Origin of the sequence: Nocardia sp. (assembly GCF_025465275.1) — a bacterium.
Classification (GTDB): Bacteria; Actinomycetota; Actinomycetes; order Mycobacteriales; family Mycobacteriaceae; genus Nocardia.
Window position 1 is genome coordinate 32,930 of sequence record NZ_JAODNK010000098.1, and the last position, 18,433, is coordinate 51,362.

The window sequence follows — 18,433 nt, forward strand, 5'->3', positions numbered from 1 at the left end:
GCGGTCAGGACTCATTCTTGCCGGAAGAGACCGGTTTCGTCGCCTCGAATGTGACCGCCGGCTCGGAATCGCCGGATTCGGAAGGGTTATCGCCGTTCGCCTCGGATTCGTTGCCGGCCGAAGGGGATTCAGACTCGGACGAATCGGACTTTTCCAGGTCGGCGGACTGCACTTCGGTCTCGGCTTCCGCTCCGGTCTCCGGCTCGGACGCGGTACCGGCCTCGGCTGCCGCCGACTCCGCCGTCGCCCCGGTGCGTTCGGCGCCGTAGGCGCGCAGTGCGCCGAACTGCCACGGCAGCGGCCGGTACACGCCCGCCTGTACCTGTTCGGCGGTCTCGCGGCCCTTGGTCGCGAAGAGGAAATACGCGACGGCACAGATGAACACGATGGCCGAGGTGAAGGTGTTGACGCGCAGACCCAGGATGTGGGTGGCCTCGTCGTCGCGCAGCAGCTCCACGAAGAAGCGGCCGAAGCAGTAGACGGCCACGTACAGCGCGAACAGCCGCCCATGCCCGATGCGGAATTTGCGATCGAGGAAGATCAGCGCGGCGACGCCCAGCAGATTCCACACCAGCTCGTAGAGGAAGGTGGGCTGCACGATCTTCTCGGCGGCGCCGCTGGCGATGCCGTTCATCATGTCCAGCCCGCCGTTTTTATCGAAGCGCTGGTAGATCTCCAGGCCCCACGGCACGGTGGTCTGGCGGCCGTACAGTTCCTGGTTGAAGTAATTGCCCAGGCGGCCGATGGCCTGCGCCAGCAGAATGCCGGGTGCGATGGCATCACCGAAGGCGGGCAAGGGAATTCGGTAGATACGGCAGCCGATCCACGCCCCGATGCCGCCCAGCAGCACCGCGCCCCAGATGCCCAGACCGCCCTGCCAGATCTTGAGCGCGTCGAGCGGGTGGCCGCCCTCGCCGAAGTACTTCTGATAGTCGGTGGCGACGTGGTAGAGCCGCCCGCCGATCAGGCCGAACGGCACCGCGAACATGGCGACGTCGAGCACCATCCCCGCCTGCCCGCCGCGCTGCTGCCACCGCTTCTCGCCCCACCAGATGGCGGCGATAATGCCGATGATGATGCAGATGGCATAGGCGCGCAACGGGAACGGGCCGAGCTCCCATACGCCGCGGGGCGGACTGGGAATGTAGGCCAGCACGTCGGAGGCCGAAACTTGGTCGGCCAGGGCTCGTATGGTCACGCGCCCACCGTAGCGGAATTACCTGAGCGCACTGTTGCCCCGGGTAGCGCGCCGCTCATATCAGGAAGCGACTGCCGCCGAACGCACGCCCTGCGCGAGTTCCGCGGTCAATGTCCGCACCGCGTCGAGGCCCTGGGCAGCGGCACTCACCAGCGCCGAGCCCACAATGACACCGTCTGCGTAGGAAGCGATTTCGGCCGCCTGTGCACCGCTGCGCACACCCAGGCCGACGCCGATCGGAATATCGGAGTGCGCACGAATGCGGGCGCACAGCGCCGGAGCCATGGAGGACACCGCATCACGCGCGCCGGTGACACCCATGGTGGAGGCCGCGTACACGAACCCGCGCGAGGCCTCCAGGGTCTTCACCAGGCGCTCCTCCGTGGAGGACGGAGCCACCAGGAAGATGCGGTCCAGGTTGTAGGTGGACGAGGCGACGAACCAGTCGTCGGCCTCCTCCGGAATCAGGTTCGGCGTAATGAGGCCGAGGCCGCCCGCCGCCGCCAGATCACGGGAGAAGGTGTCGACGCCGTACTGCAGCACCGGATTCCAGTAGGCCATGACCACAGCCTTGCCACCGGCCTTGCTGATGGCCTCCACGACCTTGAACACGTCGCGCACCCGCACGCCACCGCGCAGCGCCTGCTCGGCGGCAGCCTGGATGGTCGGGCCGTCCATCACCGGATCAGAGTAGGCGACACCGACTTCGATGACGTCACAACCGGATTCGACCATGGCGACGCAGACATCGATGCTGCCCTGCACATCCGGATATCCGGCGGGCAGATAGCCGATGAGCGCGGCGCGATTGTCCTCGCGGCAGGCGGCAAAGGTATTGGCGAGACGGGACTGCTGGCTCACTGCTGCTCCTCCGGCTTGTCGAACAGCCCGAACCACTTGGCGGCGGTATCCATATCCTTGTCACCGCGACCGGAGAGATTCACCAGAATGATTGCGCCCTCGCCCAATTCCTGGCCCAGCTTCAGCGCTCCCGCAACGGCGTGCGCCGATTCGATGGCCGGGATGATGCCCTCGGCGCGGGACAGCAGCAGCAGCGCGTCCATCGCCTCGGTATCGGTGATGGGGCGGTACTCGGCGCGGCCGATGTCCTTGAGCAGGGCATGCTCCGGGCCCACGCCCGGATAATCCAAACCCGCCGAGATGGAGTGCGAGTCGATGGTCTGACCGTCCTCGTCCTGCAGCAGGTACGAGTAGGCACCCTGGAAGGCGCCCGGCCGACCACCGGCGAAAGTGGCTGCGTGACGGCCGGTTTCGACACCGTCGCCCGCGGCCTCGTAGCCGATGAGCCGCACCGCGGCATCATCGAGGAAGGCGTGGAAGATGCCGATGGCATTGGAACCGCCACCGACACAGGCGACTACCGCATCGGGCAGCCGTCCGGTGTGCGCCGGCACCTGCACCCGCGCCTCCATGCCGATAATGCGCTGGAAATCGCGCACCATCAACGGGAAGGGGTGCGGGCCGGCCGCGGTGCCGAAGCAGTAGTAGGTCGCGTCGGCATTGGTGACCCAGTCGCGCAGCGCCTCGTTGATGGCGTCCTTGAGCGTCTGCGAACCCGTTGTCACACTGATGACTTCGGCGCCGAGCAGCCGCATGCGGGCCACATTCAAGGCCTGCCGGGCGGTGTCGACCGCACCCATGTAGATGACGCATTCGAGGCCCAGCAGCGCGCACGCGGTGGCGGTGGCGACGCCGTGCTGGCCCGCACCCGTCTCCGCGATGACGCGGGTCTTGCCCATGCGCTTGGCGAGCAGCGCCTGCCCGAGCACATTGTTGATTTTGTGAGAACCGGTGTGGTTCAGGTCTTCTCGCTTGAGCAGGATGCGAGCGCCGCCCGCGTGCTTGGCGAGATTGACGCATTCGAACACCGGTGACGGGCGGCCGGTGTAGTCGCGCTGCAACCGGTCCAGCTCGTGCAGGAAGTTCGGGTCGACGCGCACCTTGTCGTATTCGGCGGTGACCTCTTCGATCACGGCCATCAGCGCCTCGGGCACATGCCGGCCGCCGTAGACGCCGAAGTGTCCCCCGGCATCCGGCTCGTGCAGGCTCTTGTGCGACACGCCTTCGCTGGCCTGCGGCAGGCCGGCGTTCTTGCCGAGAATGTCGTTCGTCTGTGTCATCGGCTCTCTCACCGGCCCCGGCGAACCGGCTTCGGGCAGGACGGATGGGTTCCGGCGGTCACCAGTTCGGCCACCGCGGCACGCGGATCGCCGCTGGTCACCAGGCCCTCACCGACGAGCACGGCGTCCGCGCCCGCACCGGCGTAGGCCAGCAGATCGGCGGTGCCGCGAATGCCGGATTCGGCAATGCGAATAACGTCGCTGGGCAGGCCGGGGGCGATGCGCGCGAACACATCCCGATCCACCTCGAGGGTCTTGAGATTGCGGGCGTTCACACCGATCACGGTGGCGCCGGCCTCGAGGGCACGGTCCGCCTCTTCCTCGGTGTGTACCTCGACGAGCGCGGTCATACCGAGCGATTCGGTGCGGTCGATGAGCGAGGACAGCACGTCCTGCGGCAGCGCCGCCACGATCAGCAGAATGACATCCGCGCCGTGCGCACGGGCCTCGTGGATCTGGTACGGGCCGACAATGAAGTCCTTGCGCAGAACCGGAATATCGACCACGGCACGCACCGCGTCGAGATCCGCGAGCGAACCGCCGAAGCGGCGCTGCTCGGTCAGCACGCTGATGATGCGCGCACCACCGTCCTCGTACGCGCGGGCCAGTACGGCCGGGTCCGGAATGTCGGCCAGGGCGCCCTTGGAAGGGCTGGACCGCTTCACTTCGGCGATCACGCCGATACCCTCTTCGTGCAGCGCCGCCTTGGCGTCACGAGGAGAGACAGCCGCGGCGGCGGCCTTCTTGACACCCTGGAAATCCAGGAGGGCTTCCCGTGCGGCGACATCCGCACGGACCCCGTCGAGAATCGAGTCGAGTACCGTCATCTGGCTCGAATCCTTTCTGGGGAGACGGACTTGCTGCCTGAGAATCCCCCCAGGCGCTGTCTCACCGATGCTGATAAAGAGTAAATGGCTATCTTTCCGCCGTTGACGGCGGGGGCGGTACCGGGAGCGACACTGCTCCCACGCCCAGTTCAAGCGGGCTTGTGGCCCGCACCGCCGCTACCTGGATCATCGTGTGCGGCAGCGGTATCGGTTTCCTCGTCGGTCGGATCCGCGCCCGCGTCGAGGGCATCCCACAGCACCCGGCCCGACAGTTGTTCCTGCGGCGCGTCCTGTGACCCGGATTCCGAAGCACGCTGCACTGCGTGATGTTCGGCAACCTGTTCGGCGGCCTCCGACTTGCGGAAGACCGGGTTGTCGTATTTGCCCGACATGCGCGCGCTCTCGGAGGGCATGCGTGTCAGCAGCACACCCGCCAGGAAGGCGGCGACCGCACCGACCATGGTCAGTACGGCGGGCAGTGTCGAAGTCTGCGCCGTACCCACATGCTCCCAGGTGCGCAGTTCGGCCAGCCGCCCGGCCCGCTCGGCGGTCTTGCCCTGGCCCTGCAGCAGGGCATACGCGGGGACCGCCGCCACCGCGGCCAGCACGGCCACCACCACGCCGATGATCCGGCGCGGCCAGCCCCGCGTGGCGAAGACCGCGGCAATGGTCGCGATCAGCACCAGCGCCAGCGGAGTCAGGGCGCCGAACCAGGTCGAACCGGACAGATGCACGGACCGCGGCGGCCCGAGCTCGCTGATGACCTGCACGCTCACCCAGGTCATGCGCGACGCGACCCACAGCAGCGCGGCGGCGATGGCCAGCAGCGCCACCGCACCCACCGGCCTGGGCTTCTTCTGCCCTGCGGCTTCACCGGCGCGCGCATCAGTTTCAGCGGCACGCGCATCAGTTTCAGCGCACGCATCAGCTTCGGCGGCGCGCGTTTCAACCTCCGCGGCGCGCTCATCAACCCCCGCGGCGCGTGCATCAGCTTCGGCGTCGGCCGTATCGGCCTGTGCCGCTTGCATATCGGCGCGGGCGGCGGCTAGGTCGGCGTCCACCTCACCGCTCGAGTCAGGCTGCGCCCCGGGCGCCTCCGCCGCACCGCCGACTGCTTTCGCCTGTGCCGCCGAGGTTTTCGGGTCGGGCTCCGGAGCGGTCATCAGGCAGTCCCGTTCGGGCGGTAGGCGCGCACGGTTTCCGCCGCGGCAATGGCCTTGAGGACGGCCATCGCCTTATTGCGGGATTCGACGTCCTCGTAGTCGGGATTCGAATCGGCCACCACACCCGCACCCGCCTGGACATACGCGGTGCCGTTCTTGAGCAGCGCCGTGCGGATGCAGATGGCCGTATCGGCGTCACCGGCGAAATCGAGGTAACCGACCACGCCGCCGTAGATGCCGCGGCGGGTGGGCTCGAGTTCCTCGATCAACTCCATGGCACGAACCTTCGGGGCGCCGGAGAGGGTGCCCGCCGGGAAGCACGCCTGCACGGCGTCGAAGGCGACCTTGCCGGCGGCCAGCCGGCCGGAGACCGTCGAAACCAGGTGCATGACATGGCTGTAGCGCTCGATGTGCCGGTACTCGGTGACGCGCACGGTGCCGGGCTCACAGACGCGGCCGAGATCATTGCGGCCGAGGTCGACGAGCATGAGGTGCTCGGCGTTCTCCTTCTCGTCGGCGAGCAGGCCCTTCTCGAGGAGCAGATCGTCCTCCTCGGTGGCGCCGCGCCAGCGGGTGCCCGCGATCGGATGCGTGGTGGCCACGCCGTCCTTCACCGTGACCAGCGATTCGGGGCTGGATCCGACAATGGAGAACGCGGTGCCGCCGGCACCGTCCGGAATGTGCATGAGGTACATGTACGGGCTCGGGTTGGAGGCGCGCAGCATGCGATAGAGGTCCAGTGGCGTTCCGCCGTACTCCATTTCGAAGCGCTGCGACAGCACCACCTGGAAGGCCTCGCCGGCCTCGATCTCCTTGACCAGGCGGCGGACACCCGCGCCGAATTCGTCGGAGGTGCGCTGGCGGCGGAAGTTCGGTTCGGGTTGGTCGAAGACCGACACGGTGGAGTCGGCGGGGGCGGCGAGGGCCTCGGTCATGCGATCGAGGCGGGCCACCGCATCGTCGTAGGCCTCGTCCACGCGCTCGTCGGTGCCGTTCCAGTTGACCGCATTGGCAATGAGCGTGATCGCGCCCTCGTGATGATCGAACGCGGCCAGATCGGTGGCCAGCAGCAGCACCATCTCCGGCAGTTCGAGATCGTCGGCGGCGAGCACGGGCAGCCGTTCCATGCGGCGCACCGCGTCATAGCCGAGATAGCCGACCATGCCACCGGTCAAAGGCGGCAGACCGGGCAGCCGTTCGGTCTGCAGCAATCGCAGGGTCTCGCGCAGTGCGAGCAGTGGGTCACCGCCGGAGGGCGCATCGGCCGGACTCTGCCCGAGCCAGGCCGCTTCCCCGTCGACAACGCTCAGAGCCGTGGGACTGCCCGCGCCGATGAACGACCATCGCGACCACGATCGCCCGTTCTCGGCGGACTCCAGCAGGAAGGTTCCCGCCCGGTCCGCGGCCAATTTGCGATAGGCAGAAAGCGGAGTCTCCGAGTCGGCCAACACCTTTCGAACCACCGGGACAACCCGATGATCGGCCGCCAGCAGGCGGAACTGTTCGCGGGAGGTGGTGGAGGTGTTAGAAGCACCGTGCATTCGCCCATCATTCCAGGCCCACATCAAGGTTCGCGGCCCGGCTCGGTCTGGACTGATGGAGCGGGGGGAGCGGAGGAGGGAAGGCCGAGCTTGCAGGGCCGCGAACCCGCCCGGAGCGAAGCGGAGGGCAAATTAGACAGAGCCGCGGACCCTCCGGCCGCGAATACACGATGCGGTCATCACTACGCACGCGGCAATCTGCTCCTCCAGCAGATGGAGAGGTCGCCACGCGGTATCCCAATCGAGAGGAGTTCAACACAGATGTACCCCTCGCAACCGGTCGCACCGGAGGGTCCACGGCACGCAGCTCCGCAGGTAGGCATGGGTTCGATGCCCGGTCAGCCGCCGCGGATGATGGGCATGAACCAGCAGGGCGGCGGCAAGTACAGCGCCATCGCCTCGTTCGTCACGTACGTCAAGGCGCTGGAAGCGCTCGATCCACGGTCCTTCCCGGACGAGTACGCCGAGCACACCGATCGCATTCGGGAGCTCAAGCCCTTCCTGCGGGCACACGGCATCCTCGATGTCATGCACATCAAGAACCCGGAGGTCGCCGCGCTCATCGGTGCCTAACCGTGGGCCGAACCCCGATCGTCGAGCAGCCCGCGCACGGACCAAGTCAGACCGGTCCGTCTGCGGGCTGATTCGTATCCGGCGCGGATCCCGTAATCTCCTGCCTATGAAGCCAGGCCAGCTCGCCCCGCAGTTCGAGCTTCCGGACCAATCCGGCACTCCCCGATCCCTCGATTCGCTGCTTGCGGACGGACCGGTCGTGCTCTTCTTCTACCCCGCCGCCAATACCCCGGTGTGCACCGCCGAGGCGTGCCACTTCCGGGATCTGGCAGGCGAATTCAAGGCCCTGGGCGCCTCCTGTGTGGGCATCAGCGCCGACGCCGTGGACGTGCAGTCCGGTTTCGCGGAGAAGCAGTCGCTGAACTACCCCGTGCTGTCGGACGTCGGCGCGAAGGTCGCCGCCGAATACGGCGTGAAGCGCGGCCTGCTGGGCGCCTTGATCCCGGTCAAGCGCACCACGTTCATCATCGATCCGGACCGCACCATCGCCAAGGTGATCAATAGCGAACTGCGCGCGAATGTCCATGCGGACGAGGCCTTGCAGTTCCTGCGCGATCGCGCGTGAGTTAACCCTCGATGCCCGATTGGTCCGGAGTGGCGCGACGGACGTGCCGCCTGGACGGGCATACGCTGGACCTATGACTACGCCCAGCGGGGATGTGCCGGAGCGCAAGCGCTCATCGTTCGTCACGTGGCGCAATCGCATCATCGCGCTCGTCGTGGCGGCGGTCGTGCTGTGGGTGGCGTATCTGATTCTGGCGGCTTTCATTCCGCGGTGGTGGGCGCAGCGCATCGCCGAAAACGTGCACGGGAGTTTTGCCAAGGGCATCTGGTCGGGCCTGGCCATCGGTGTGGTGTGCACGGCGCTCCCGCTTTTCCTCTTACTGCTCGCGGGAATGACGTGGCGGAAACGGGGCGGTCCGTTTATTGCGGGCGCTTCGGCCGTTTTGGCACTTGTCACCGCCATCCCCAATTTGATGACGCTGACCATCGTGCTCGGCGACTCCAATGCCGCACATGCTGGAGAACGCATTCTCGACGTCGATGCGCCGGGTTATCGCGGCGCCGTCCTGGTGGGCGCGATTGTGGCCGCAGTATTGTTCCTGCTGGTGGCATTTCTCTTGGTGCGCAGGCGAATCCGCAAGCATCGCGCCGTGAAGCAGCAGCCGGATCAGGAAAAGCCACGCGTGTCGGCAGAGATTCCGCCTAATCCCGCAGAACCCGGCACGCACGAATTCTGACCTGCGACACGCGTGATGGATGTCACGTCATTCAGCAACGCCGTGACTGATGAGCGAAATCGTGGCAAACTTTGATTTGCGGGTGACTCGCTGTTGCTGCTCCACCGTCCGCCGGACCGACCAGCGCAACATGTCACTTGGCTGCTACGAGAGGGCTGGCACGGTGACGAAGTGGTTGAATCCGATGGAACAGCGAGCTTGGCGTACCGTCATCGCGCTGACGACCAGGCTGCCCGCTGCCCTGGATACCCAGCTTCAACGTGAGTCCGGGATTACCCATTTCGAATACTTCGTGATGACGCTGCTCTCCGAAGAACCAGGCCACCGGTTGCAACTGAGTGAGCTTGCGCAAAAGGCAAACGCATCGCTATCGCGCCTTTCGCATGTGATTTCCAAGCTCGAGAGATTGGGCTGGGCCGAGCGTGTCAGCATCTCCGGCCGGCGTGGCGCGCAGGCGGTGCTCACCGACGCCGGCTATCGCAAAGTCACCGAGGCCGCGCCCGGATATCTGGAGTGTGTGCGCGGCCTGGTATTCGACGGGCTCGACAAGGAGGAGACCAAACAGCTCCTCGAAATCAGCGAGGCTCTCGTCGCACAATTGGACAAGGCGATGGCGCGCGGTGTGGGCCGATCGGGGCGGCCGTCGAGCCACGACGATGTCGATACCCGCGACAACCCTTAGCGCACAGTCACTTTCGCGCAGTCACCGGCGCGAGCTCAGTCCTCGCCGGACAGCAGCTTGTCGCCTTGCGCCAGCAGCACATCGGTATCGAAGCAGGTGTGCGTGCCGGTGTGGCAGGCCGCGCCCTCCTGATCGACGATGAGCAGAACGGTGTCGCCGTCGCAATCGAGGCGCACCTCGTGCACGTACTGGGTGTGCCCCGAGGTCTCCCCCTTCACCCAATACTGTTGCCGCGAACGCGAATAGTAGGTGCCCCTACGAGTCTCCAGGGTGCGCGCGAGGGCCTCGTCATCCATCCAGGCCATCATGAGCACATCCCCGGTGCCACGCTCCTGCGCGACGGCTGCGAACAGACCGTCGGCATTGCGCTTGAGGCGGGCGGCGATTGCGGGATCCAAACTCACCGGACCACGATACCTTCGGTGCGCATGGCGTCCTTGACCTGGCCGATGGTGAGGTCGCCGAAGTGGAAGACGCTGGCGGCCAGCACCGCGTCCGCACCGGCCTGGACGGCGGGTGCGAAATCATCGACCTTGCCCGCGCCGCCGGAGGCGATCACGGGAACGGAGACCGCGGCGCGCACGGCGCGGATCATGGTGAGGTCGAAGCCGGCCTTGGTGCCGTCGGCGTCCATGGAATTGAGCAGGATTTCACCGACGCCGAGTTCGGCGCCGCGGACGGCCCATTCGACGGCGTCGATACCGGTGCCGCGCTTACCGCCGTGCGTGGTGACCTCCCAGCCCGAGGGGGTCGGGGCCTGGCCCGCGGGAACGGTGCGGGCGTCGACCGAGAGCACGATGCACTGGGAGCCGAAACGCTCCGACATCTCGCGCAGCACTTCGGGTCTGGCGATGGCGGCGGTATTCACCGACACCTTGTCCGCGCCGGCGCGCAGCAGGCGGTTCACATCCTCTACGGTGCGGACGCCGCCGCCGACGGTGAGCGGGATGAAGATCTGCTCGGCGGTGCGAGTGACCACATCGATCATGGTGCCGCGGTCGCCGGTGGAGGCGGTGACATCGAGGAAGGTGAGCTCGTCCGCGCCCTGGGCGTCGTAGGTGGCGGCGAGTTCGACGGGATCGCCCGCGTCACGCAGGTTTTCGAAGTTCACGCCCTTGACCACGCGGCCGGCATCCACATCCAGGCACGGAATCACGCGCACTGCCAACGTCATTGCTCAACCTCTCCTCGGGCACGATCGGCTGTCGCATTGATCATGTCCAGTAATTCCTCGTGCACGCCTGGCGCGGCCGCCAGCACCGAACCGGATTCGATATTCCAGTCGCGGCCCAGCAGATCGGTGACCACGCCGCCCGCGGCACGCACCAGGGCGACGCCCGCGGCATTGTCCCAGGGGTGGTGGCCGAAGACCACGGCTCCACCCAATACGCCGGATGCGGTGTACGCCAAGTCGATTCCCGTCGAACCGTGCATGCGCACCCGGCCGGACAGGCGACTCAGCGCGCCCAGCAGATTGAAGCGGAAGATGCCCGGAATGCGGCCCGCACCATCGATATTGAAGGCGCCGAAGCCGATCATGGCGGAGGACAGCGTCTTCCGCTCCAGGCTCGGCAGGGGTGTGCCGTTCAGGAAGACCGGGCCACCGGTCGCGGCGGCATAGCGCTGGCCGAGACCGGGCAGCCAGGTGAGGCCGAGGACCGGCTCGCCCTCCTGCACCAGTGCCAGCAGCATGCCCGAAAGTGGGTGGCCCGCAGAGTAATTGAAGGTGCCGTCGATGGGGTCCAGGACCCAGGCGGTGCCGGAGGTCAGCTCGGGGCCGCCGAATTCCTCACCGTGCACCGGGAATCCGGTGCGCTCGGTCAGCTGCTTCGAGAGGGTGCGCTCCAGCTCCAGATCGAGTTCGGTCGCGAAATCACCGCGTCCCTTGTCGACAGCGCTGGGTGCGCCCACACCTTCCACGAAACGCGGTGCGGCAGCGTCGAGTACATCACTGGCAATGGTGAGCAGCTCGGCGAGTTCGGCGGCCATAGGTCTCAGCGCACCGCTACAAGGGCTTCGGGCAGGGTGAAGCGGCCCGCGTACAGGGCCTTGCCGACGATCGCGCCCTCCACACCGTCTTCGACCAGGGTCGCGATGGCGCGCAGATCGTCGAGGGTGGAGACGCCGCCGGAGGCGATGACCGGCGCGTCGGTGGCATTGGCCACATGCTGCAGCAGATCGAGATTGGGGCCGGTCAGGGTGCCGTCCTTGCTGACGTCGGTGACCACGTAGCGCGAGCAACCGTCCCGCTCCAGGCGCTCGAGCACCTCCCACAGATCGCCGCCGTCGGTGACCCAGCCGCGGCCGCGCAACCGGTACTCACCGTCGATGAGCTTCACATCCATGCCGACCGCGATCTTGTCGCCGTATTCGCCGATGGCGCGGGCGCACCACTGCGGATCCTCGATCGCCGCGGTGCCGAGATTGACCCGCGCGCAACCGGTCGCCAGCGCCAGCTTCAGCGACTCGTCATCGCGAATACCGCCGGACAGCTCCACTTTCACATCGAGCTCGCCGATCACCTGCGCCAGCAGCTCCCGATTCGAACCCTTGCCGAACGCCGCATCCAGGTCGACCAGATGCACCCATTCGGCCCCATCGTGCTGCCAGGCGAGGGCGGCATCGCGCGGCGAACCATAGCTGGTTTCGCTGCCCGCCTCCCCCTGAACCAGGCGCACGGCCTCACCATTGGCGACATCGACGGCAGGTAGCAGCACAAGACTCACGCAAGCATCCTAGTGGTTACCGCGCGCTGCTCCGTCGTCGGCCTGGGCAGATACCGCAGATCGACCTTGTCCTATTCGTAAACGTCGCGCGCTACCGTCCATATAAAGCAGGTGAACGTCCGTTCGGCGATTTCGTCTCAGGGAGGAACGGCTCATGTTCCGTCAACTCATCTTCGGCACCGCGGCCCTCGCACTGGCCGGACTGCTCACCGCCTGCCAATCGGATCCACCGGTCCCGCCGACGACACCCGTCGCCCTGTCCTCGATTCCCAACGCCGCACTGCCCACCTCGGCAGGCATACCCGCAACCGCGGCCGCCGCGCCCACCACCGCGACCTGCGGCCAAAACCTCTCCGCCCCCGAGGTCCGCGACGCGATTGCCGCGCAGCCCCCGGTACAGAACGACTCCGGCACCCCGTGGAAGTGGGCCACCCAGCCCGTCTCCGGCAATTTCGACCCGTGCGCCACTTTGTCCGCCGCACTCATCATCATCGAAAAAGGCACCGCCAGTTCACCGATGCAGATCCTGCTCTTCCACCAGGGCAGCTACCTCGGCACCGGCACCTTGAAGTGGCGCTCCTTCACCGGCATGGACCCCACCCACACCACCCCCGACACAGTTGGCATCAAATACCACGTCCCCGGCACCTGCAACGCCTGCAGCGACGGCACCGACTACTGCGTCCAATACCACTGGACCGGAACCGAAGTCGAAATGCTGGGCACACCCCCCGATGAATCCCCCACCGGCACCGAAATCCCCGGCTCCCCCCGCTGCTGATGCCACCGCAGCGGCCCTCACTCGAAAGCCGTTGCAGGGCTTGGGCCCTCACTCGCCGGAATGAACTTCCAAGATCCGGTTGAGGGTCAGGACGAAATTGGCCCGTTCGGCGGGGGTGAAGCCGGGGAGCAGTTCGGCTTGGGCGATTTCGAGGCGGGTGTCGAGATCGGCCAGGTGATCCGCGCCGGCCGAGGTGAGGGTCAGGACATTGCGGCGGCGGTCGGCAGGGTCGGGGGTGCGGTGCACGAAGCCGCGGTCCGCCAACTCGTTCACCGCGGCGACGACATCACTGCGATCGATCCCCGTTCGGCGTCCGACCTCGGCTTGGCTACCGGCCCCGAGTTCGTCGAGCGTGGCGAGCAGCGCGTAGTGATAGCGGCGGGAGCCGGTGTGTTCCAGCGCCCGCTCCGTCGCCCGATTGGCAATGATCGCCACCTGCCCGACCAACCGCGTCGGCAGAGCGCGAAGCCTCCCCGATGCTCCCGTACGCGCAGTGTCCATTCCCGCAATCTACCAACACTTGTTGGCCCGACCCACAATATGAGACAGGTTGCCGGCTAGAGGGAGTTGACCCAGTTGCGGAGGAGTTGGGCTCCGGCGTCGCCGGACTTTTCCGGGTGGAACTGGGTGGCGCTGAGGGGGCCGTTTTCTACTGCGGCCAGGAAGGGGGCGCCGTGTTCGGACCAGGTGAGTTTGGCCGGGGGGAGGGTGCCGTGGTCTTCGAGGGACCAGGATTGGGCGGCGTAGGAGTGGACGAAGTAGAAGCGGGTGTCTTCATCCATACCTGCGAAGAGGACGCTGTCTTCGGGAGCCTTGACCGTGTTCCAGCCCATGTGCGGCAGGACGGGGGCGTCCAGACGCTCTACGGTGCCGGGCCATTCGCCGCAGCCTTCGGTTTCCACGCCGAATTCGACTCCGCGCTCGAAGAGGATCTGCATGCCTACGCAGATGCCCAGCACGGGGCGGCCGCCGGCCAGGCGTTTGCCGATGATGCGGTCGCCGCGAACGTTCAGCAGGCCCGCCATGCAGGCGGCGTAGGCGCCGACGCCGGGGACTACGAGACCGTCTGCGTTCAAGGCGATTTCGGGGTCGGCGGTGACGGTGACGTCCGCACCGGCGCGGACCAGTGCGCGCTCGGCGGAGTGCAGGTTGCCGGAGCCGTAGTCCAGGAGGGCCAGCTTCTTGGTCATAGGGTTCCCTTGGTGGAGGGGATGCCGGTGACGCGCGGGTCGAGCTCGACGGCGGCGCGCAAAGCCCTTGCGACAGCCTTGAATTCGGCCTCGGTGATGTGGTGCTGGTCGCGGCCGTAGAGCACGCGCACATGCAACGCGATGCGCGCGTTGAGCGCGATCGACTCGAAGACGTGGCGGTTCAGGACGGTCGAGTAGGACGCACCGGGACCCGCGGACGGAATCACGGTGTGCAGCAGGTGTTCCGGTTCACCGGTGTGCACGCAGTACGGGCGGCCGGAGACATCGACAATGGCGTGGGCCAGCGTCTCGTCCATGGGAATGAAGCAGTCGCCGAAGCGGCGGATGCCCTTCTTGTCACCCAGGGCCTGCGCGAGCGCCTGGCCGAGGACGATGGCGGTGTCCTCCACCGTGTGGTGCGCCTCGATCTCGATATCGCCCTTGGCGGCCACGGTCAGATCGAAGCTGCCGTGCTGGCCGAATGCGGTGAGCATGTGGTCGTAGAACGGGACACCGGTGGAGATATCGGTCTTACCGGTGCCGTCGAGGTTCAGTTCCACCACGATGCTGGATTCACGAGTGGTGCGTTCCACCCGGGCGATTCGGTTCATGCTCGCTTCCGTATTCACGGGGAGGCTCGCCTCCGTACTCATAGGGCAACCACTTCGGTCGCCACCAATTTCTCACTGACACGCAGGAATTCGTCGTTCTCGGCGGCCAGGCCGATGGTGGTGCGCAGGTAGCCGGGAATGCCGACATCGCGAATGAGCACACCCTCGTCGAGGTAGTGCTGCCAGGCGCGCGGGGCATCGGTGAAGCGGCCGAAGAGCACAAAATTGGCGTTCGACGGAATGACGTCGTAGCCCAGCACGCGCAGGGCCGCCATCACCCGATCACGCTGCGCCGCCAATTCGTGGACGCTGCCGAGGGTTTCGTCGGCATGCCGCAGCGCCGCCCGCGCCGCGGCCTGGGTGACGACGGACAGGTGGTACGGCAGTCGCACCAGCAGCATGGCGTCGATAACGGCGGGCGCTGCCGCGAGATACCCGAGCCGGCCGCCCGCGAAGGCGAAGGCCTTCGACATGGTGCGGCTGACAACAAGTTTCGCGGGGAACCGGTCGATCAGCGACACCGCGCTGGCCACATCGGAGAACTCCGAGTACGCCTCGTCCACCACCACGATGCCGGGCGCGGCCTCGAGGATGCGCTCCAGATCGGCAATCGGAATGCTGTGCCCCGTCGGATTATTGGGGCTGGTCACGAACACCACATCGGGGTGGCGATCGGCGATCACCATGACGGCGTAGTCGATATCGAGGGAGAAGTCGCCATTGCGCTTGGCTTCGATCCATTCGGTATCGATGCCCTCGGAGATGATCGGGTGCATCGAATACGACGGCACAAAACCGAGCGCCGTACGGCCGGGCCCACCGAACGCCTGCAGCAGCTGCTGCAGGATTTCATTGGAACCATTGGCGGCCCATACATTCGACACGTCCACCGCGATACCGGTCTGCCGGGTCAGGTAGGCGGCCAGATCGGTGCGCAAGGCCACCGCATCCCGGTCCGGGTAGCGGTGCAGCTCAGCAGCGGCGACGCGCACGGATTCGGCGACATCGTCGATCAGCGCCTTACTCGGCGGGTGCGGGTTCTCATTGGTATTGAGCTGTACGGGCACCGTCAATTGCGGTGCGCCGTACGGACTCTTGCCGCGCAGGTTGTCCCGCAGCGGCAGATCATCCAGCGAGACGGCGGATCCGGGCACGGTCACAGCGTTCGACGCGAGGCTCGCCTCGGCATTCATGACAGTTCTCCGAATCGCACCTGTACGGCCTGACCGTGCGCGGGCAGATCCTCGGCATTGGCCAGCGCGACCACATGTCCGGCAACGTCCTTCAACGCCGCCTCCGAGTAGTCCACGACGTGAATGCCGCGCAGGAAGGTCTGCACACTCAAACCCGAAGAGTGCCGGGCACATCCGGCGGTCGGCAGCACGTGATTGGAGCCCGCGCAGTAGTCGCCGAGACTGACCGGCGACCACGCGCCGACAAAAACCGCTCCGGCACTGCGCACCCGGGCGGCGACGGCGGGGGCATCCACGGTCTGGATCTCCAGGTGCTCGGCCGCATAAGCGTTCACGACGCGCAGCCCCTGAGTGATGTCATCGACGAGCACAGTGCCGGACTGCTTGCCGGACAAAGCTTCCGCCACCCGATCGTGGTGCTTGACCACGCTCATCTGCGCGGTCAGCGCGGCATCCACCGCATCGGCCAGCTCCACGCTGTCGGTGACGAGCACACTCGCGGCCAGCACATCGTGCTCGGCCTGCGAAATCAGATCCGCGGCAACGTGCACCGGATCGGCGGTGCCATCGGCCAGAATCGCGATCTCGGTGGGCCCGGCCTCGGCATCGATGCCGACCAGCCCGCGGCACAGCCGCTTGGCGGCGGTCACATAGATATTGCCCGGCCCGGTGATCATGTCGACCGGATCCAGTTGCGCGCCATCGGTATCGGTGCCGCCATAGGTCAGCAGCGCCACCGCCTGCGCACCGCCGACCGCCCACACCTGTTCGACCCCGAGCAGCTTGGCGGCCGCCAGAATCGTCGGGTGCGGCAGGCCGTCGAACTGCGCCTGCGGCGGCGAGGCCACCACCAGCGAATCGACGCCCGCGGTCTGCGCGGGAACCACGTTCATGACCACGCTCGACGGGTAGACGGCATTACCGCCCGGGACGTACAGCCCGACCCGCTCGACCGGCAGCCAGCGCTCGGTGACGGTACCGCCGGGCACCACCTGGGTGGTCTTATCGGTGCGCCGCTGATCGGCGTGCACCTTGCGGGTGCGCTCGATCGCGACTTCCAGGGCGGTGCGCACCGCGGGGTCGAGCTCCTCGAGAGCCCTGTCCAGTTCGGCGGCGGGCACGCGCACCGACGTGGGCGTCACGCCGTCGAACTTCAGGCTGAACTCCTGTGCGGCCTCGACGCCCCGATCGCGGATGGCCTCCACGACCGGCCGCACATGATGCAGCACCGAATCCACGTCGACGCCCCCACGCGGCAACGCCGCGCGCAGTTCGGCAGCAGTGGGAGTACGTCCGCGCAGATCCACGCGGGCGAGCTCGATGCGGCTAGTCATAGCGCTGTCAAGTCCTTGTCTGTGCTGATCTTCGAAGGGGTCGCGCACGCAGCCGAAACTGCCCACGACCAGGTACCAGACTATCGGGTCCGAACCACCGGTTATTCGCCGGTCCGACCGGCTAGAGTTCGGCGGTCATGGGGAAGAGTTCCGCGGCGCGGCCCGCAGGGTATTGGCCCGCCGATGCACAGCAACCGCCATCGGTCGGCTTATCGACCGGGCTGGTGCTCGCCTCGATTCCGGCGACGATGGGTGTGGTGGCGGTGCTCGCGGGCCGGCGGGCGGTGCTGACCGGGGAGTTCGAGATCTACGGGGCGTTCGGGCTGGCGCTGGCGCTGCTGCTGCTGATCGGCTGCATCGCGGCGTTCACGGTCGGTATCGCGCTGTTGCGGCCGCCGTTCTTCCGCACCGCGGACAGCGTGATCATTCATCGTGGGCTGTGGCGGAACGGGCTGTTCTACTGCTTCGCGTGCTGGACGGGCTGCGGCGCTCTCTGGCTGCTGATCTGCATCACGGCCGGAGCGTGGCTGGCGGGGATCGCGGGCGCGATTGTTCTGCTGGTCTCGGTCCTACTGCTGGTCGCCACGATCCAGGAGGGCCGCAGCACGCTGGTGGTCGGGCACGATGGCCTGCGGCTGCGCCTCCCGCGTCGCGATCACGAATTCCCCTGGGATGCGGTGTCACAGGTGCGGCTGGTGCAGGTCCGGGTCGGCGAGCGGGAACGACCGCAGCTCGAATTCCATTGCCGGGCATCGGCGGTGGTGAATCATCGCGGGGCGCGAGAGTCGGTGTTCGCGAACGATGCCGACGTGCCGCGGCCCTACAAGATCCTGTTCAAGGGTCTGCCGGTGCGGCCGGAGGCGCTCCTGGCGACCATGGAGTTCATGGTCGCCAACCCGGATCAGCGGGTAGAGCTGGGCTCGAAGCGCCTGGCCGACATGCTCGCCTGATTACGGCACGGTGGTGGCCGCGTCGGCGGCGGCTTCGGCGTCGAAGCGGCGGTAGACCAGGTGCTGCTGGGCGAAGGTCCACGCGTTCTGGGTGACGAAGTACAGCAGGATCGCGACCGGCCAGAGCGCGCCCGTCACCAGGGTTCCGATGGGGAACGCCCACATGGACAGCATGTTCATCACCCGGGTTTGAGCCGTGTCGGGAGCCGTCTCGCGCTGACGCGCCACGGCGAAACGGGCCGTGAAGTGGGTCGCGATCGCGGCGATGATCACCAGTGGAAT

At 66.9% G+C, this 18,433-nt stretch carries 21 protein-coding genes and 1 pseudogene; 6 read left to right on the forward strand and 16 right to left on the reverse strand.

The annotated features are described in order from the left end of the window. Positions 1-4: 4 nt before the first annotated feature. From lgt to JWN03_RS23505, 6 genes are all read right to left on the reverse strand, one after another. Entirely contained in the window at positions 5-1,198 is a 1,194-nt protein-coding gene (lgt, locus tag JWN03_RS23480; RefSeq protein WP_297618898.1) for a prolipoprotein diacylglyceryl transferase, read from the reverse strand. A gap of 60 nt (positions 1,199-1,258) precedes the next feature. Beyond that, complete coding sequence (trpA, locus tag JWN03_RS23485; RefSeq protein WP_297618901.1) at positions 1,259-2,059, reverse strand: tryptophan synthase subunit alpha; 801 nt, start codon at positions 2,057-2,059, stop codon at positions 1,259-1,261. Beyond that, positions 2,056-3,339, reverse strand: coding sequence for a tryptophan synthase subunit beta (trpB, locus tag JWN03_RS23490; protein WP_297618904.1), 1,284 nt, complete (start codon positions 3,337-3,339; stop codon positions 2,056-2,058). The genes trpA and trpB overlap by 4 nt, the downstream gene beginning before the upstream one ends. Positions 3,340-3,347: 8 nt before the next feature. Then, positions 3,348-4,166, reverse strand: a complete 819-nt coding sequence (gene trpC / locus JWN03_RS23495; protein ID WP_297618906.1) for an indole-3-glycerol phosphate synthase TrpC — start codon at positions 4,164-4,166, stop codon at positions 3,348-3,350. A gap of 149 nt (positions 4,167-4,315) precedes the next feature. Further along, complete coding sequence (locus JWN03_RS23500; protein ID WP_297618909.1) at positions 4,316-5,329, reverse strand: TIGR02234 family membrane protein; 1,014 nt, start codon at positions 5,327-5,329, stop codon at positions 4,316-4,318. Beyond that, complete coding sequence (locus JWN03_RS23505; protein WP_297618912.1) at positions 5,329-6,870, reverse strand: anthranilate synthase component I; 1,542 nt, start codon at positions 6,868-6,870, stop codon at positions 5,329-5,331. The genes JWN03_RS23500 and JWN03_RS23505 overlap by 1 nt, the downstream gene beginning before the upstream one ends. Before the next feature lie 261 nt (positions 6,871-7,131). Here JWN03_RS23505 and JWN03_RS23510 point away from each other — a divergent pair, with 261 nt between their 5' ends. The 4 genes from JWN03_RS23510 (at position 7,132) to JWN03_RS23525 (ending at position 9,366) form a co-directional block, all read left to right on the forward strand. Next, positions 7,132-7,443: a hypothetical protein gene (locus JWN03_RS23510; protein WP_297618914.1), complete on the forward strand. Its 312-nt coding sequence runs from the start codon at positions 7,132-7,134 to the stop codon at positions 7,441-7,443. Positions 7,444-7,549: 106 nt separating this feature from the next. After that, positions 7,550-8,008 carry a peroxiredoxin gene (locus JWN03_RS23515; protein WP_297618916.1) on the forward strand — a complete coding sequence of 153 codons (459 nt, stop codon included), beginning with the start codon at positions 7,550-7,552 and terminating at the stop codon, positions 8,006-8,008. Between the two features lie 73 nt (positions 8,009-8,081). After that, the gene (locus JWN03_RS23520) at positions 8,082-8,684 is read left to right on the forward strand and encodes a permease (RefSeq protein ID WP_297618919.1); all 603 of its coding nucleotides are present in this window, start codon (positions 8,082-8,084) and stop codon (positions 8,682-8,684) included. A gap of 130 nt (positions 8,685-8,814) precedes the next feature. Beyond that, the gene (locus tag JWN03_RS23525; protein WP_297618962.1) at positions 8,815-9,366 is read left to right on the forward strand and encodes a MarR family winged helix-turn-helix transcriptional regulator; all 552 of its coding nucleotides are present in this window, start codon (positions 8,815-8,817) and stop codon (positions 9,364-9,366) included. Positions 9,367-9,401: 35 nt separating this feature from the next. Here the strand turns inward: JWN03_RS23525 and hisI are convergent, their stop codons facing one another. Genes hisI through priA form a run of 4 tightly spaced genes read right to left on the reverse strand, consistent with a single transcriptional unit; the run spans position 9,402 to position 12,092 of the window. Continuing rightward, on the reverse strand, positions 9,402-9,770 hold the full coding sequence (gene hisI / locus JWN03_RS23530; protein WP_297618922.1) for a phosphoribosyl-AMP cyclohydrolase: 369 nt from the start codon (positions 9,768-9,770) through the stop codon (positions 9,402-9,404). Next, positions 9,767-10,540, reverse strand: coding sequence for an imidazole glycerol phosphate synthase subunit HisF (gene hisF / locus JWN03_RS23535; protein WP_297618925.1), 774 nt, complete (start codon positions 10,538-10,540; stop codon positions 9,767-9,769). The genes hisI and hisF overlap by 4 nt, the downstream gene beginning before the upstream one ends. Beyond that, positions 10,537-11,355, reverse strand: a complete 819-nt coding sequence (locus JWN03_RS23540; protein ID WP_297618928.1) for an inositol monophosphatase family protein — start codon at positions 11,353-11,355, stop codon at positions 10,537-10,539. Before JWN03_RS23540 ends, hisF begins: the two co-directional genes overlap by 4 nt. Positions 11,356-11,360: 5 nt before the next feature. Next, complete coding sequence (gene priA / locus JWN03_RS23545) at positions 11,361-12,092, reverse strand: bifunctional 1-(5-phosphoribosyl)-5-((5-phosphoribosylamino)methylideneamino)imidazole-4-carboxamide isomerase/phosphoribosylanthranilate isomerase PriA (protein ID WP_297618931.1); 732 nt, start codon at positions 12,090-12,092, stop codon at positions 11,361-11,363. A gap of 154 nt (positions 12,093-12,246) precedes the next feature. On the opposite strand from priA, the gene JWN03_RS23550 reads away from it, so the two are divergent. Beyond that, positions 12,247-12,873: an LppP/LprE family lipoprotein gene (locus JWN03_RS23550; protein ID WP_297618934.1), complete on the forward strand. Its 627-nt coding sequence runs from the start codon at positions 12,247-12,249 to the stop codon at positions 12,871-12,873. A gap of 48 nt (positions 12,874-12,921) precedes the next feature. Here JWN03_RS23550 and JWN03_RS23555 read toward each other — a convergent pair whose 3' ends face one another. Genes JWN03_RS23555 through hisD form a run of 5 tightly spaced genes read right to left on the reverse strand, consistent with a single transcriptional unit; the run spans position 12,922 to position 17,201 of the window. After that, positions 12,922-13,374 carry a MarR family winged helix-turn-helix transcriptional regulator gene (locus tag JWN03_RS23555; protein WP_297618937.1) on the reverse strand — a complete coding sequence of 151 codons (453 nt, stop codon included), beginning with the start codon at positions 13,372-13,374 and terminating at the stop codon, positions 12,922-12,924. Positions 13,375-13,430: 56 nt separating this feature from the next. Further along, positions 13,431-14,063, reverse strand: coding sequence for an imidazole glycerol phosphate synthase subunit HisH (hisH, locus tag JWN03_RS23560; protein ID WP_297618939.1), 633 nt, complete (start codon positions 14,061-14,063; stop codon positions 13,431-13,433). Then, on the reverse strand, positions 14,060-14,674 hold the full coding sequence (gene hisB / locus JWN03_RS23565; RefSeq protein ID WP_297618942.1) for an imidazoleglycerol-phosphate dehydratase HisB: 615 nt from the start codon (positions 14,672-14,674) through the stop codon (positions 14,060-14,062). Before hisB ends, hisH begins: the two co-directional genes overlap by 4 nt. Before the next feature lie 38 nt (positions 14,675-14,712). After that, positions 14,713-15,867 (reverse strand): histidinol-phosphate transaminase, encoded by a 1,155-nt coding sequence (locus JWN03_RS23570; protein WP_297618945.1) that lies wholly within the window; start codon positions 15,865-15,867, stop codon positions 14,713-14,715. After that, positions 15,864-17,201: a histidinol dehydrogenase gene (gene hisD, locus JWN03_RS23575; RefSeq protein ID WP_297618947.1), complete on the reverse strand. Its 1,338-nt coding sequence runs from the start codon at positions 17,199-17,201 to the stop codon at positions 15,864-15,866. Before hisD ends, JWN03_RS23570 begins: the two co-directional genes overlap by 4 nt. 137 nt (positions 17,202-17,338) lie before the next feature. Here hisD and JWN03_RS23580 point away from each other — a divergent pair, with 137 nt between their 5' ends. Further along, positions 17,339-18,151, forward strand: a complete 813-nt coding sequence (locus tag JWN03_RS23580; protein ID WP_297618950.1) for a PH domain-containing protein — start codon at positions 17,339-17,341, stop codon at positions 18,149-18,151. On the opposite strand, the pseudogene JWN03_RS23585 reads toward JWN03_RS23580, so the two are convergent. Further along, positions 18,152-18,433, reverse strand: a pseudogene (locus tag JWN03_RS23585) (YidC/Oxa1 family membrane protein insertase); the annotation flags it as partial.

Coding starts and splice junctions, on each gene's coding strand:
- trpB (WP_297618904.1), bottom strand. CDS start 3,339: ATGACACAGACGAACGACATTCTCGGCAAGAACGCCGGCCTGCCGCAG.
- trpC (WP_297618906.1), bottom strand. CDS start 4,166: ATGACGGTACTCGACTCGATTCTCGACGGGGTCCGTGCGGATGTCGCC.
- JWN03_RS23500 (WP_297618909.1), bottom strand. CDS start 5,329: ATGACCGCTCCGGAGCCCGACCCGAAAACCTCGGCGGCACAGGCGAAA.
- JWN03_RS23505 (WP_297618912.1), bottom strand. CDS start 6,870: ATGCACGGTGCTTCTAACACCTCCACCACCTCCCGCGAACAGTTCCGC.
- JWN03_RS23510 (WP_297618914.1), top strand. CDS start 7,132: ATGTACCCCTCGCAACCGGTCGCACCGGAGGGTCCACGGCACGCAGCT.
- JWN03_RS23515 (WP_297618916.1), top strand. CDS start 7,550: ATGAAGCCAGGCCAGCTCGCCCCGCAGTTCGAGCTTCCGGACCAATCC.
- JWN03_RS23520 (WP_297618919.1), top strand. CDS start 8,082: ATGACTACGCCCAGCGGGGATGTGCCGGAGCGCAAGCGCTCATCGTTC.
- JWN03_RS23525 (WP_297618962.1), top strand. CDS start 8,815: ATGTCACTTGGCTGCTACGAGAGGGCTGGCACGGTGACGAAGTGGTTG.
- hisF (WP_297618925.1), bottom strand. CDS start 10,540: ATGACGTTGGCAGTGCGCGTGATTCCGTGCCTGGATGTGGATGCCGGC.
- JWN03_RS23540 (WP_297618928.1), bottom strand. CDS start 11,355: ATGGCCGCCGAACTCGCCGAGCTGCTCACCATTGCCAGTGATGTACTC.
- JWN03_RS23550 (WP_297618934.1), top strand. CDS start 12,247: ATGTTCCGTCAACTCATCTTCGGCACCGCGGCCCTCGCACTGGCCGGA.
- JWN03_RS23555 (WP_297618937.1), bottom strand. CDS start 13,374: ATGGACACTGCGCGTACGGGAGCATCGGGGAGGCTTCGCGCTCTGCCG.
- hisH (WP_297618939.1), bottom strand. CDS start 14,063: ATGACCAAGAAGCTGGCCCTCCTGGACTACGGCTCCGGCAACCTGCAC.
- hisB (WP_297618942.1), bottom strand. CDS start 14,674: ATGAACCGAATCGCCCGGGTGGAACGCACCACTCGTGAATCCAGCATC.
- JWN03_RS23570 (WP_297618945.1), bottom strand. CDS start 15,867: ATGAATGCCGAGGCGAGCCTCGCGTCGAACGCTGTGACCGTGCCCGGA.
- hisD (WP_297618947.1), bottom strand. CDS start 17,201: ATGACTAGCCGCATCGAGCTCGCCCGCGTGGATCTGCGCGGACGTACT.
- JWN03_RS23580 (WP_297618950.1), top strand. CDS start 17,339: ATGGGGAAGAGTTCCGCGGCGCGGCCCGCAGGGTATTGGCCCGCCGAT.